13 protein-coding genes are annotated in these 13,222 nt (G+C 44.0%); 4 read left to right on the top strand and 9 right to left on the bottom strand.

The window, feature by feature from the left end; translation table 11 throughout:
• Window positions 1-4 precede the first annotated feature (4 nt).
• The 4 genes from murB to ABFV72_RS08145 all read right to left on the bottom strand — a co-directional run bounded on the left by murB (window position 5) and on the right by ABFV72_RS08145 (window position 2,794).
• Window positions 5-1,045: a UDP-N-acetylmuramate dehydrogenase gene (gene murB / locus ABFV72_RS08160; protein ID WP_347163247.1), complete on the bottom strand. Its 1,041-nt coding sequence runs from the start codon at window positions 1,043-1,045 to the stop codon at window positions 5-7.
• 315 nt (window positions 1,046-1,360) lie between these two features.
• Entirely contained in the window at window positions 1,361-1,858 is a 498-nt protein-coding gene (locus ABFV72_RS08155; RefSeq protein WP_201549084.1) for a low molecular weight protein-tyrosine-phosphatase, read from the bottom strand.
• A gap of 206 nt (window positions 1,859-2,064) precedes the next feature.
• Window positions 2,065-2,493, bottom strand: a complete 429-nt coding sequence (locus ABFV72_RS08150; RefSeq protein WP_057760405.1) for an RNA-binding S4 domain-containing protein — start codon at window positions 2,491-2,493, stop codon at window positions 2,065-2,067.
• 97 nt (window positions 2,494-2,590) lie between these two features.
• Window positions 2,591-2,794 (bottom strand): excalibur calcium-binding domain-containing protein, encoded by a 204-nt coding sequence (locus ABFV72_RS08145; RefSeq protein ID WP_347163246.1) that lies wholly within the window; start codon window positions 2,792-2,794, stop codon window positions 2,591-2,593.
• Here ABFV72_RS08145 and ABFV72_RS08140 point away from each other — a divergent pair.
• Window positions 2,745-2,894: a hypothetical protein gene (locus tag ABFV72_RS08140; protein ID WP_347163257.1), complete on the top strand. Its 150-nt coding sequence runs from the start codon at window positions 2,745-2,747 to the stop codon at window positions 2,892-2,894. The two genes, ABFV72_RS08145 and ABFV72_RS08140, sit on opposite strands and share 50 nt — an antisense overlap.
• A gap of 188 nt (window positions 2,895-3,082) precedes the next feature.
• Here the strand turns inward: ABFV72_RS08140 and ilvA are convergent, their stop codons facing one another.
• Window positions 3,083-4,636, bottom strand: a complete 1,554-nt coding sequence (gene ilvA, locus ABFV72_RS08135) for a threonine ammonia-lyase, biosynthetic (protein WP_347163122.1) — start codon at window positions 4,634-4,636, stop codon at window positions 3,083-3,085.
• Window positions 4,637-4,942: 306 nt separating this feature from the next.
• Here ilvA and rpiA point away from each other — a divergent pair, with 306 nt between their 5' ends.
• On the top strand, window positions 4,943-5,602 hold the full coding sequence (gene rpiA, locus ABFV72_RS08130; RefSeq protein WP_057760400.1) for a ribose-5-phosphate isomerase RpiA: 660 nt from the start codon (window positions 4,943-4,945) through the stop codon (window positions 5,600-5,602).
• Between the two features lie 136 nt (window positions 5,603-5,738).
• On the opposite strand, the gene argF is transcribed toward rpiA, so the two are convergent.
• The 3 genes from argF to dnaB form a co-directional block, all read right to left on the bottom strand.
• On the bottom strand, window positions 5,739-6,662 hold the full coding sequence (gene argF / locus ABFV72_RS08125) for an ornithine carbamoyltransferase (RefSeq protein WP_057760398.1): 924 nt from the start codon (window positions 6,660-6,662) through the stop codon (window positions 5,739-5,741).
• A gap of 217 nt (window positions 6,663-6,879) precedes the next feature.
• Window positions 6,880-7,986, bottom strand: a complete 1,107-nt coding sequence (gene alr, locus ABFV72_RS08120) for an alanine racemase (protein WP_347163121.1) — start codon at window positions 7,984-7,986, stop codon at window positions 6,880-6,882.
• A 173-nt stretch (window positions 7,987-8,159) separates the two neighbouring features.
• Window positions 8,160-9,563 carry a replicative DNA helicase gene (dnaB, locus tag ABFV72_RS08115; RefSeq protein WP_057760393.1) on the bottom strand — a complete coding sequence of 468 codons (1,404 nt, stop codon included), beginning with the start codon at window positions 9,561-9,563 and terminating at the stop codon, window positions 8,160-8,162.
• Between the two features lie 296 nt (window positions 9,564-9,859).
• Here dnaB and pdxA point away from each other — a divergent pair, with 296 nt between their 5' ends.
• Window positions 9,860-10,948: a 4-hydroxythreonine-4-phosphate dehydrogenase PdxA gene (gene pdxA, locus ABFV72_RS08110; RefSeq protein ID WP_347163120.1), complete on the top strand. Its 1,089-nt coding sequence runs from the start codon at window positions 9,860-9,862 to the stop codon at window positions 10,946-10,948.
• A 210-nt stretch (window positions 10,949-11,158) separates the two neighbouring features.
• The gene (locus ABFV72_RS08105; RefSeq protein WP_347163119.1) at window positions 11,159-11,719 is read left to right on the top strand and encodes a hypothetical protein; all 561 of its coding nucleotides are present in this window, start codon (window positions 11,159-11,161) and stop codon (window positions 11,717-11,719) included.
• A gap of 442 nt (window positions 11,720-12,161) precedes the next feature.
• Here the strand turns inward: ABFV72_RS08105 and ABFV72_RS08100 are convergent, their stop codons facing one another.
• Window positions 12,162-12,941 (bottom strand): transglutaminase-like domain-containing protein, encoded by a 780-nt coding sequence (locus ABFV72_RS08100; RefSeq protein WP_347163118.1) that lies wholly within the window; start codon window positions 12,939-12,941, stop codon window positions 12,162-12,164.
• Window positions 12,942-13,222: the final 281 nt, after the last annotated feature.

Below are 13,222 nucleotides of genomic sequence, written 5' to 3'. Positions count from 1 at the left end.
TTTTTTAGGCCACATGCTCAGCATATCCAATTGAGCCATCAGCATTTACCCAGACTGGCTCACGTGACAATTGAATGGCAAACTTTTCATAGACAGTAGCAGCGATATATTTCTGTGCTACGGCTACATCCTCTTGCGTGGCTTGCTGAGGCGTATGGTTGGTTAGTACTAGTGCTTGCTGTTTATGCGTAAAAATAGGTGCAATGCCGTCGCCTTTTAATCCTGCTTGTTCAATGAGCCAACCTGCAGCAACCTTTACCATTGCATCAGGCATCGCGTAACCAACGATAGCTGGATAAGTTGCTTGCAGCGCTGTGAACCGATCCTGAGCGATAATAGGATTTTGAAAAAAACTGCCACAGTTAGGTAGCTGTTTTGGGTCTGGCAGCTTTTGTTGTCTAATATCTATAATAGCTTGCATAACGTCAGCAGGAGTTGCTTGCTCGCGTCCTTGTTGCTCCGCATAGCGCTGCGCCATAGTCTGTACATCGCCATAACTGGCTAGAATATTGGCAGGATCAGTATGTAATCTGAAACCTACACGGCTAATAAGCCATGTGTTTGGTGTGCGCTTAAAGATACTGTCACGATAGCCAAATTGGCAATCAGCAGCTGATAAATGATGCCAAGTTTGTGTCGGTAAATGATAGGCACGTACATACTGTAAGCGGTCTTCTAATTGTACACCATATGCACCTATATTTTGTATGGGTGCTGCGCCCGTCAGACCTGGTATTAGAGCAAGGTTTTCCAATCCATACCAACCTTGATCGACCGTATGTAGGACCAAATCATGCCAGTTCTCGCCAGCCATTACTTCGATATCAACATAATCGTCGGTTTGATTGGTCAGATGAATACCACGCATCTTTGGCTGCAATACTATGGCTTTTAACGCGGCAGGCAATAAAACATTGCTACCGCCAGACAGTACAAACAGTGGCAATTTGTCTGCTGTATCTCCTATATAAGCTGCCATAAAATCATCAAGCTGCGCCTCATTCTCTAACGTCACGACAGAATCAGCAACACAGGCCAATGCCATAGTATTGTCATGTGACAAGTCGATTGAATCATTGACTACGGTAGTCGATGAAACATTCGAAACATCAGAGCTGATGGTAGACTGAGTACTGTGGTCAAGGCGTGAAGCTTGGGTCATAACATAGCCTATGTGGCAAAATGATAATAAATGATAAGGTAGCTATAGTTGATTCAATTTAAAAGAGATACAAGGCAACTGAGTGCAGATGTAACTGTGATACTTCAAGCGAGGTTAACGCTGTAGCTCTTTTATAGAGGATTAACTATATTATAGAGGATACCGGATGCAAGAGTAGCAGAAATATAGACAGTATGGCTAGCAGGCTTTCCAGCTTTCTATCCAAGCTTGGGCGCTTGATTCGATACGCTCGATCACTTCTTCAAAATCATCGTTATCGCCCTTATATGGATCTGGCACATCGCTACCGCAATAGGTAGGGTCTTCTTCACTGAATAGTGCTAATGTTGCCAAATTATCCTCTGACTCTGCAATGCTGTCTTTGATAGCTTGTAGATCAGCTAGATTCTGTGAATCCATGGCTAAGATTAAATCAAAATCACGAAAGTCATTGGCACTGACTTGACGAGCGACCAGCTTATTAATTTTATAGCCGTGTGACTTAGCATGACGTTGTGAGCGAGCATCAGGCGCACTGCCAACGTGCCAATCACTGGTGCCTGCTGAGTCTACTTTTATAGATAGTCCAGCAATCGCTGCTTGCTGACGAAAAACTTCTTCAGCAGTAGGGGAGCGGCAGATATTTCCCAAACATACCAATAATACAGACGAGGGAGTACAGGCTTTCATCAGCATAATATGACCTTCTATAACAAAAAAACATGCTATAAGAGACCAGCATTTTTAATGCGGCTTTTATTAGCATGCAATCGATTGAATCAGCTGCTAGCGTAACGCTTAATGCTTGGAATGGCAAGGATAGAGACTAAACAATAGCGTCATTTAACAATGAAAATTTGGCCATATGATGCATGGCCAAAAGGTGAGATAGTGAAACGTTTTTAATCTTGATTACTTTTAAAGCGCTGTAGATCGCGTCGCTCTTTTTTGTTGGGCTTGTTGTCAGGACGAGCAAGGTTGGCCAGTTTGCGCTGTTCGGCATAGTAAGCACGGCGCGTCTCGCTCTCTTTGGTCTCTGAATATAGTACCTCAGCGGCTGTCGCATTGCCACGCTGTGCAGATAGCGCCTCAACAACGACCGTCTTTTCGGTCATCGCGGTCGCTGAGCCTTGGCGAATGGTTAGCTCATCTCCGACTGAAATCTCTTTACTGGTTTTTACCCGGCTACCAGCATAGTGCACGCGTCCACTCTCGATCGCTTGCTTGGCTAGGGTGCGTGTACGATAAAACCTAGCTGCCCATAGCCATTTATCGAGACGGATTTTCACTAAACCTTGGTTATTATCATCAGCATTAGCATTTTTCTTCATAAGAGTCACTCTGCATTCGTTTTTGTATTAAATCATAGTTTTATATAAACAATATTAGGGCAACTTTGTTATTTGCAAATAGATTTGATGACTGTGGTTAGTTGCACCATTGTTGTTCACAAGGCACACCATCGTGGTTACCATCCATTTTGGTATTATGACAGTAGTTTGTGAAATAAGTGGCTTCTGCACAGGATGTCATTTGTGAGCAATGTGTTCTGCCGTCACATGAAAAGTTTGAGGCCGATTGTGTGGATAAGACTGGAGTTGCAGTTGGCGCTGATATTGAAGTGGTACCCAAATCAACGTATGTCGGCGGTATGTCATCAATATTATCAACGTCAGTAGAGGTAAGAGTAGGTTGCGTTACGATATCTGCCGCTGCATTGGTTGTAGGTTGATGTATCGTATTTTTAGGTTGAAGGACTCTATAACCTATAAGCACGAAAATCAGACAGGTCAATATCACTAATACTTTGTTTATCACTGTGCCATATCTGCCAGCTCATAATTATTATTAATATGAAAATGGCAGCTTTTAATCGACTTAAAAACTGCCATTAGGTAAGAAATATGATATCTATTTTTACTATCTCAAAAATAACTGATAGCCAATGTTGTCATTGACCGTGGCACAGTCATAACCAATATCTAAAAGCGCGTCTTGTAGCTGACGAGAGTTGCCTTCAGAGGCTTGTAGGCCAACCAGTACACGACCTTCAGCAGCACCATGGTTGCGGTAATGGAATAGGGTAATATTGAAGTCATCACCCAATTTCTCTAAGAACGTTAGCAATGCGCCTGGACGTTCTGGGAATACCACTTGTAGCAATTGCTCGTTTTCGACATGAGCATGACCACCAATCAAATGACGGATATGCGATTTGGCGATATCATCATCAGTCAGGTCATGAGCGGTATAGCCATCGTTTGACAATTGGTTACTGATGGTTTGACGCTCTTTTTCGCCTTCTTTTAAAGCGATACCTACGAAGATTGAGGCAGGCTCCATTGAGTCTGGTGACTTTTTGCTATCGGCACGGTAGTTAAACTCAGTAATATTACGACCGTGTAGACTGCGACAGAAGTTCAAAAAAGCGCCTGTTTGCTCGGGGATAGTAACCCCAAAGATGGCTTCTTTTTTCTCACCAATTTCGGTACGCTCAGCGATATAACGCAAGCGGTCAAAATTCATATTGGCACCGCAAATGATACCGACGCAGTTTTTGTCTTGGATATTGTTGGCTTCGATATATTTTTTCATACCAGCGACTGACAACGCGCCAGCAGGCTCAACGATACTGCGGTTTTCTTCAAAGATGTCTTTAACAGCCGCACACACTTCATCATTGGTACAAGTGATCACTTCAGGCTCAACGATAGGACCTGAGTTATCGCTCTTTTGTGTACGGACGACGTCAAAAGGTAATTCACCAATCTGCGCGACTGCCACGCCATCAACGAACAATCCTACCTGCTCGAGCTTGACACGTTCACCTGTTTCAAGCGCTGCTTTTAGACAAGCTGATTGCTCGGCTTCTACCGCAATTACTTTTACATGCGGTGCCACTTCGCCTAAGAATGCGGCCACACCAGAGATTAGGCCACCACCACCAACGGCAACGAATACGTAGTCCATGTTGCGCCACTGCTGGGTCAGCTCAAGACCGATGGTACCTTGTCCTGCGATGACTAGCTCATCGTCATAAGGTGGTATAAAGGTAAGTCCTTCGCGTTCAGCACGATCGATCGCATAGCGGTTCGCTTGATCAAAACTATCACCATGCAGATCTACATTGCCACCAAGTGCTCTTACCGCATCCACTTTGATGTCAGGAGTCGTGGTTGGCATGACGATGATATTGTTTAATGATAATTTGCGTGCAGAGTACGCCACGCCTTGTGCATGATTACCTGCTGAAGCGCAAATCACGCCGCGCGCTTTTTGCTCGTCGCTCAATTGACTGATACGGTTATAGGCACCGCGCAATTTAAATGATTTGACCGGTTGTAAGTCTTCACGCTTAAATCGAATGTCATTGGCAAAACGTTGGGTCAGCTTGGGCGCCGTTTCAAGTGGTGTTTGAATAGCAACGTCATAGACGGTGGCTTGTAAGATGGCTCGTACCCAGTGTGACAGCATAGTAATCCCTAAACAGAGTGAATATAAAAAGTGTAGATGAATATAAAAACGAAATAGATTAGCCTATGCCGATTTTTAGTATCTTGCAAGACTCAATTGCAATTTTCTTAGGATTTCGTGCTTGAATTGACATGAAGTGCAAGTATTTGCCGAAGTTAAGTCTTAGCTAGGCACGATAGGACTCACAAATTAGCGTCATGATGCGCTAACATCCATTAATATCATCGGTTATAATAGCCGCGCATTTTATCTGTTTTAGCCTTTTACTTTTTTTAAGACCATACGTTTATTTTCCAAGGATTTATGATGAGTGATCAGCAAGCACAAAAGCAAGCCGCGGCCAAAGCTGCTCTAAGCTATATCGAAGACGATATGATACTTGGGGTAGGGACAGGTAGTACGGTCAACTGTTTGATTGAGTTGTTGCCACAATTGAAGCTTGCTGGCGCTGTCGCTAGCTCACAGGTGACAGAAGACAAACTTCGTGCGCTTGGTATCGAAATAGTCGATTTGAACTTTGCTGGCACGTTAGATGTTTATATCGATGGTGCTGATGAAGTTAACGAGCACTTGCAACTTATCAAAGGCGGCGGCGGTGCATTGACTCGCGAAAAGATTGTGGCAGCAGCTTCAAACAAGTTCGTCTGTATGGTCGATGATAGTAAAAGCGTTGATATATTAGGTCGCGCGTTTCCAGTACCGATTGAAGTATTACCACAAGCACGCTCGTATGTGGCTCGCCAATTGGCTAAATTGGGCGGTGAACCAGTATATCGTGAAGACTTTGTCACTGATTATGGTAATGTCATTCTAGATACTTATGATTTGGATGTGAGTAATCCAATCGCGCTTGAAAAAGAGCTAAATAATATCGTAGGTGTGGTCTGTAATGGTATCTTTGCAGCAAACCAAGCAGACGTTCTGCTAAAAGCAGGTGCTAATGGTGTGACAACGCTCACGCGTTAATCTATGATCAAATCATTTTTATAAACAAAAAAGCCATCCAGATCTGGATGGCTTTTTTATTTGGGAACTTATTTAGGAGTGTGTTAGCAAGTTACCTTACTATTTATCCCACTGTCTTTTTATAGAATAGCCTAAGTTATGCAGGTAACTTGATTTTGTCTTTAAGTAAAAACTCCATCAATGCTTTTTGTGCATGTAAGCGGTTTTCAGCTTCGTCCCATACCACAGAGCGTGGGTCATTAAGCATATCATGAGAGATTTCCTCGCCGCGATGGGCTGGCAAGCAGTGCATAAACACCACTTCAGGATCAGCTTTGTCTAGTAGAGATGGCGTCACTTGATAAGGCGCAAAACGACGTGCACGCGTGTTTTGCTCTGATTCTTGACCCATACTTGCCCACACATCGGTGACAATTAAGTTAGAATCTTTTGCCGCATCTTGTACGTTTTCTACCAGACTGACGCAATGTGAGAAGCGTTCCATAAGTTTCGGATCAGGCTCAAACCCATAAGGCGCTGCGACACGTAGTTCAAAACCAAACTGATTGGCAGCTTGCATAAATGACGAGCACATATTGTTGCCATCACCGACCCACGTGACGATTTTATTTTCAATACTACCGCGATGCTCATAATAGGTCTGCATATCAGCGAGCAGCTGGCATGGATGATAGTCATCGGTTAAGGCATTGATAATCGGTACACTGGAATATTCAGCAAAGGTTTCAACTTTTTCGTGCCCAAAGGTGCGAATCATGATGATATCAACCATGCTAGAAATCACGCGTGCTGAGTCTTCTAGTGGCTCGCCGCGGCCGAGCTGCGTATCGTTTGGTGATAAAAATATGGCGTTACCACCAAATTGACCCATGCCCGTCTCAAATGAGATACGAGTACGCGTTGAAGATTTTTCAAATATCATGCCAAGCGTACGACCAACAAAAGGCTGGTATATCTCGCCTGCGTGTTGCATCTTACGCAATTCGCTTGCGCGTTTGATTAAGTTTTCTAGTTCTTGTTTGGTTAAATCAGATAAGGTTAAAAAATGGCGCAAACTCATAGTAATCCTAGCAGTCGATCGCAGTCAGTGAAACGTCATCAGTCTTCAATAGCATCGCGTCAGTGCGTATACTGGGTTGACAACAAACTTTTAGTATAGCGTATTTACTTTCAATGTAAACGTTCATTTTTATCAAGATCAAATGGCTTGCTAAATAGACCGAAATCACATTAGCAAGCCACGATATCTTGTACGCTAATGACTATGCCGCTAATGATTATGCCTGTGTACGGTTTGGACGTATGCTTAGGCGACATAATAACTCATAGCTAATCGTCCCAGCATGACCTGCAACTTCGTCGACACGAGGCGCATCGCCCCAGAGCATGACCTTGCTATCTATAGCAAGACTCTCAGGTGCGCTACTGATATCAATAACAATCATATCCATAGCTACGCGCCCAATCACTGGGCAGCAGTAGCTTTGGCTGTCGTTAGCATCCATGACAGTGACATATGCATCATCCGTGACCACACGTGGGTAGCCATCGCCATATCCAACGCTGACCAAAGCAGTTCTGGTATCTTGTTTGGCACGCCAGCGGCTACCATAGCCGATCGCATCATTTGCGCTAACGGTTTGTAGAGCAATGATTTGAGCACTAAATTCCATCGCGGGCTGCAAGTCTAATTCTTGTGCGCTCTGATCGACGACAGGCGAGCTACCGTATAAAATAATACCTGGACGTACCCAATCATAATGATGTTCTGGGAAGTTGACGATACCAGCAGAGTTGCATAATGAGCCTTGGATATCTGGGCTAATGGTATCTTTCAAAGTCGTTAGTACGCTTGAGAAACGTTCAATCTGCATCGCATTTAATGGGTGATCGTGGTCGTCAGCATTGGCAAAATGCGTGGCTAGGATCAGCTGATAACCTGCTTTATGCAAACGCTTAGCTGCTGATAGCACACCCTCAGCGTTAAAACCTAAACGGTTCATACCCGTATTGTATTTGAGCCAAGCCACTCTAGTTGCACTACCAGCTGGCGGGACATTTTGTAGTGCCCACTCTAGCTGTGGTCCGTGGTGAATCACGCAGCTAATCTCATGATCAATCGCTTGCTGCCACTCATCAGCGGTAAACGCACCTTCTACTAGGCCGATGGTTTTCTCCCAACCTAGCTGTCTGGCTTCTAATGCTTCGGTTAAAGTCGCGACCCCAATACCATCTGCTTGCTGCAGGGCTGGCAAGACTGCCGCCACGCCATGCCCGTAAGCATTGGATTTAACCATAGCCAACACTTTAGATTGGGGTGCTCGTTGTTTGACTTGATTTAGGTTATGAGTAAGGGCTTTTGATTTTATAGTAATTGTGCGCATAATCGCCTTCTATATGAGTAGAATTATGAAGTGATAAAGCCAGTACTGCATCGATTGAGTTGATGCGGTACTGGCTATTGTATTAAAACTGGTTATGTAAAATTATTTATTGACCTATAATTAGACCTAATTTTGAGGCTTAGTATTGATCAGGCTTAAATTTATAAGGTTGGTTACTCATCATTCTCGAAACTCACGCCTTGGTAATACTCTGGCGTTAGGTTAATAAAGCGAGTAAATTGACCTTCAAAGCCTAGACGAATAGTACCGATAGGGCCGTTACGCTGTTTGCCAATAATGATTTCCGCCACGCCTTTATGGTCCGAGTTTTCATTATAAACCTCATCACGATAGATGAACATAATCAAATCGGCATCCTGCTCAATCGCACCAGACTCACGTAGATCCGACATAATAGGGCGTTTATTTGGACGGTTTTCTAGACTACGGTTAAGCTGTGATAACGCAATCACTGGACATTCAAGCTCACGTGCTAGTGCCTTCAGACTACGAGAAATCTCAGAAATCTCGCCAACACGGTTACCATCTAGACTTGGCACTTTCATCAGCTGAAGATAATCGACCACGATAGCACCCAGGCGACCGTCATGGTTTTTGGCGATACGGCGACAGCGAGAGCGCATCTCAGAGGGCGGTAGGGCGGTACTGTCATCAATATATAAATGCTTCGATTGCAAGTGTTGAATGGCGTTCATCATCTTTGCCCATTCATCTTCATTCATTTGCCCAGAACGCAGATGCGTCTGGTTAATTGCGCCCCATGAGGACAGCAGACGCATTACGATAGATTCGGCAGGCATCTCCATTGAAAACACCACGACGGGCAAATCTTCATTAAACAAAATCCCTTCTGCCAAATTCATCGCAAAAGTGGTTTTACCCATCGAAGGACGTGCAGCGACAATAATCAGATCACCCGCTTGTAGACCTTGGGTTTTGTTATTCAATTCAGCAAATGGTGTCTGCAAACCAATCATGCCGTCAGGGTTGGATTTTAGCTCTTGAATCTTATCGATAACATTGGTTAAGACCGAAGTAATACCGACAGGGCCGCGCTGTTCCGCGCGTTTGTTATGCTGCTCATTGATACTAAATATCTTGCCCTCGACATTGTCCAAAATATCACTAACGCTTTGGTCTTTTGGATTATAGGCCAGTGTCAGCATGTCATTACCAGTGGTAATTAGTTGACGCAGCGTTGAGAGCTCACGCACACGCTGGGCATAGGCTGTCAGGTTAAACAAGGTCGCAGGACTTTGGCTCAAAATATCAGCCAAATAACTGTCACCACCTGCACCTTTAAGTAGCTTTTGCGCTTCTAACCAGTCGTGTACCATGACCGTATCATAAGGCTCATTCACTGCCGCCAAATGGGCAATGGCATCAAAAATGTATTGATGTCGCCCAGCATAAAAGTCATCTTTGGTGACAATATCGGCAATCTTGTCGTACGCCTCTTCGATACTCATCAAAGACGCGAGCAATGCCTTTTCAATATCGATATTGTGTGGCGGTGTCTGATTGAGTAAGTCGTCGGTTTTGTCGTTTTCTGCCATGAGTGCCTAATGAGTTAAAATGGGTATGAAAAAAGATGTCAATGATAGAGCAATACAAACGTAGCGCGCCTCTACGATAGAAGTACCAAAACGCGGTCTCAGGTTTGTCTGTAAATGCTACAATCAGATGCGAAAGTTTAACACATAATGTGGTTTTTTAGACTTGATAAAGAACTAAATCTGAAGTGATTGTTTTTCATGAACTAAGAAATACCATAAGTTATCTAAGTATAAAAACTTAGAATAATAATTATAAATATAATAAAATCAGTAATTTAAATAAAAAGGCTATTGTTATGACAGAAGAAAAGCGCCCGCTATTAATCACTACAGGTGAGCCTGCAGGTATTGGCATGGACGTAGCACTAGGACTAGCAGCAGAGGGTAAGTTACAAGACTTTGCTCGACCAATTTGGGTGACTGCTGATGCTAAAGCCATGCAAACTCGCGCGGAGGAATTGATTGCAGCTGGCGTGCTCAAAAGTACACCTAGTTGGCATACTATCAATACAGATATAAATGCCGATAACTTCGATGTTAACTTGGTAGCGCAAATATCACAGCAGAGTATAGAAGCTGATAGAGCTTTTATCCTACTGAATATTCCTTGTGCCGCACCCGTTGTCTGCGGGCAAATCAATATCGCTAACTCAGCGATGGTGGCTCAGCAGTTAGATATTGCTCATAAACTGGCAATAAATAATACAGTCGCTGCCATCGTCACCGGACCATTGCAAAAATCAGCGTTGATAGATGCTGGTATCAAGCTGCTAGATGGCACCATGTTTAGTGGTCATACTGAGTTTTTTATGCAGCAAAGCGGCTGTGAGAAAGTCGTCATGATGCTTGCCAATCAAGCGATGAAAGTAGCGCTTGTCACTACACATTTGCCATTGAAGGACATCCCTGCTGCGATTACTGCGGACAATGTACGCCAAACGGTACAAATCGTCATCGATGACATGAGAGAAAAGTTTGGTCTCGCGCAGCCTCGTATCTTGGTTTGCGGCCTCAATCCACATGCAGGCGAGGGCGGCCATTTGGGTATGGAAGAAATTGAAATTATCAATCCAGTACTCAACGAGTTTATCAATATGGGCGTCAATATTTCAGAGGCAATGCCAGCGGATACGTTGTTTACTACCAGACATTTAGCAAACTGTGATGCGGTCATTGCCATGTATCACGATCAAGGATTGCCAGTATTAAAATCGCACGGTTTTGGTGATACGGTTAATCTAACCTTAGGCTTGCCTTATATTCGTACTTCTGTCGATCATGGTACGGCACTAGACTTGGCAGGAAACGGCGGTGCGAGTGCGACTAGCTTATACCAAGCACTAAATATGGCTAATGAGATGGCGGATAAGTCGCTTACCCATTGATATACCTCTGTTATGACTCATCGCCTAATAGGTATTGTTCACATCGTACTTGATGGTTTTAGTGTGAGTAATACCTACTTATGAATAATTAAACGTAATGTAAGTGGTTCTATTGATACATATAATCATCTATATCGCTTAAAAAAGTATTTAACTTTTGAAATAGGCTTGCTAGATTAAGGTTTCTTGATAAAAATAGGAGTGTAAGCTATGTCTGATATTGAAATCAAACTAGTACGATCTCGAGTGGAAGAAATCCTTGCACGTTATAAGCATCTGATTGATAAGGACTTCCCAGGCTATCGTAACCATGTTTATCGTGCCATTACTTATGCCATGCATTTTTTGGACAATGAACCTGAGTATGAGGCTTTAATTGAAACAATATTTGCCTATCATGACATAGGATTATGGACAGATCATAAACTGGCTTATTTGGAACCCTCTGAAGCAGTTGCACTTGCAGATAATGAAAAATATGACTGGGGATTTGATCCTCAACTACTTCGTAATGCAATTCACTGGCATCACAAAATCACCCCTTATTCTGGTAAAAATGAGGCAGTTATTGAGGCTTGTCGAAAAGCAGACTGGGTTGACATATCAAAAGGCCATATTCGTAAGGGCATGAGTAAAGCTGTTATTAAAAAGGTCGAAGCAGCCTTTCCCAATTTGGGTTTTCAAAGCACATTGCTACGATTAACTAAAGATTATGAAGGTTCAACGCTTGTTGGCAGTATCAAGGTGACACGAGGTATTATGAAATGGTGATTAACTCACTGTGCCATCAGTGAATAATCTTCTTAAAATAAAGCAGGATAATCCCCGATTTTATGTTATCGCTTATAAAGAGTACGACGACTATCCAGAGCACTCGAACCATAACCACCATTAGCCTACAGTCAAAGACCTAAGTCCTCACTAGGGAGCCACTGTTGCTTCCCTAGAAAGACTTTCATGTTAAATGATACGAGAGCAAAGAGCTGCTATGTTGGTTGCGCTACATTTGAGATAGTTTGTAGATAAAATATCTGAAAAACACAGCCTGAGATGTTCTCCTACCATGACCTTGATCCGTTGAACGAAAACTTTCATCTGCACGGTGAAGAATGGAAGAGCGAGAAGCCGATGGACCAAAACCGCTGCCACCTCCTTCATATTATGGCGGCGGTTATGGTCTTAAACGCAGGCTCGAAAGCCTAGGATCAGGACTCTAAGGTTGTCTGGTTACGGATACCGATTGATTGACCAGCTCCATGGATCCGAACGAAGTTAAAAACGCGACGCTGGATGCGTCGGACCCAACACCAATGCGAGCCATCGTGTCTGCACTTGCCATACCGGTCGGATCAATGAGGTGCCAGCTCCCTTCAAGATAGACCTCGGCCACGGCATGAAAGTCTTGTGGTGTCACGTCGGGCGCATATACGCTCACAAACCTAGCTGGTATCGACGACGCGCGCGCTAGTGTTACGAGAACATGCGCAAAGTCGCGGCATACGCCCTGACGTTGAGCAAAGCTGTCGAGCGCGGTGGTTTGTGCATGGCTCGATCCGGGTACATAGCTAAATGCCGACTCGATCCAGTCGCGCATCGCGGCAATCCGTGCGCCGCCAGCGAGATTGCCAAACTCGGCGTCCACGAAGGCATGGAACTGTTCTGAAGGGCAATAGTGAGACGGCATTAAATGCCTGATCGTCTCTCCGGGCAAAAGATGCAGGGGCGTTTGGGACAGTGCCGATATGTCTAAGGCAGGACGGTCAACGGCGATTTCTGCGAGGTAAGTGCAGCTAAAATCCCCTTCGGCGTGAATCCAAATCCGCTCTCCTATGCCATCATCGGCGGTAACCCGTGAAAAATGCGCAACGTCTGATGTCCAAATCTCGGTCGAACGCACTCGCTGATCCGCAAGATCGGCGGCTTCGATCTGAAGTAAAAGATCCATTGGCTCTGAGAGTCGATAATGAAGTGTGACGTTAAGTTTCAGGATCATATGTGAATTCCCTAAGGGTATTTATCTGGCGGGCTGACGATTGCGTAGGGCTGAACCGCCCCGACTATATCAAAGACTGGTTTACTGGAGTCAGGCAGCAATACCTGACAGGGTTAAATTATCATAATACCGCTTTTCAAACTCAAAAGGTGAAACATAACCAATTGTGTCATGCAGTCGGGCTTTATTAAGTATAAAAATCTTTAAAAATCAATTAATTATCGATTTAGTTTTACGCCGCAATCGTTATGATGACTCCATCTTTGGACTGGTTTCTGTCT

Origin of the sequence: Psychrobacter proteolyticus (genome assembly GCF_039762275.1) — a bacterium.
Taxonomy (GTDB): domain Bacteria; phylum Pseudomonadota; class Gammaproteobacteria; order Pseudomonadales; family Moraxellaceae; genus Psychrobacter; species Psychrobacter proteolyticus_C.
Note: the sequence above shows the minus strand (reverse complement) of the source record. Positions and strands in the feature narration are given on the sequence as shown.

What these genes read in the sequence shown, in the direction of transcription:
- alr (WP_347163121.1), bottom strand. Translation starts at nt 7,986, where the DNA reads ATGCGCACAATTACTATAAAATCAAAAGCCCTTACTCATAACCTAAAT.
- argF (WP_057760398.1), bottom strand. Translation starts at nt 6,662, where the DNA reads ATGAGTTTGCGCCATTTTTTAACCTTATCTGATTTAACCAAACAAGAA.
- ilvA (WP_347163122.1), bottom strand. Translation starts at nt 4,636, where the DNA reads ATGCTGTCACACTGGGTACGAGCCATCTTACAAGCCACCGTCTATGAC.
- ABFV72_RS08100 (WP_347163118.1), bottom strand. Translation starts at nt 12,941, where the DNA reads ATGATCCTGAAACTTAACGTCACACTTCATTATCGACTCTCAGAGCCA.
- dnaB (WP_057760393.1), bottom strand. Translation starts at nt 9,563, where the DNA reads ATGGCAGAAAACGACAAAACCGACGACTTACTCAATCAGACACCGCCA.
- pdxA (WP_347163120.1), top strand. Translation starts at nt 9,860, where the DNA reads ATGACAGAAGAAAAGCGCCCGCTATTAATCACTACAGGTGAGCCTGCA.
- ABFV72_RS08155 (WP_201549084.1), bottom strand. Translation starts at nt 1,858, where the DNA reads ATGCTGATGAAAGCCTGTACTCCCTCGTCTGTATTATTGGTATGTTTG.
- rpiA (WP_057760400.1), top strand. Translation starts at nt 4,943, where the DNA reads ATGAGTGATCAGCAAGCACAAAAGCAAGCCGCGGCCAAAGCTGCTCTA.
- ABFV72_RS08105 (WP_347163119.1), top strand. Translation starts at nt 11,159, where the DNA reads ATGTCTGATATTGAAATCAAACTAGTACGATCTCGAGTGGAAGAAATC.
- murB (WP_347163247.1), bottom strand. Translation starts at nt 1,045, where the DNA reads ATGGCATTGGCCTGTGTTGCTGATTCTGTCGTGACGTTAGAGAATGAG.
- ABFV72_RS08150 (WP_057760405.1), bottom strand. Translation starts at nt 2,493, where the DNA reads ATGAAGAAAAATGCTAATGCTGATGATAATAACCAAGGTTTAGTGAAA.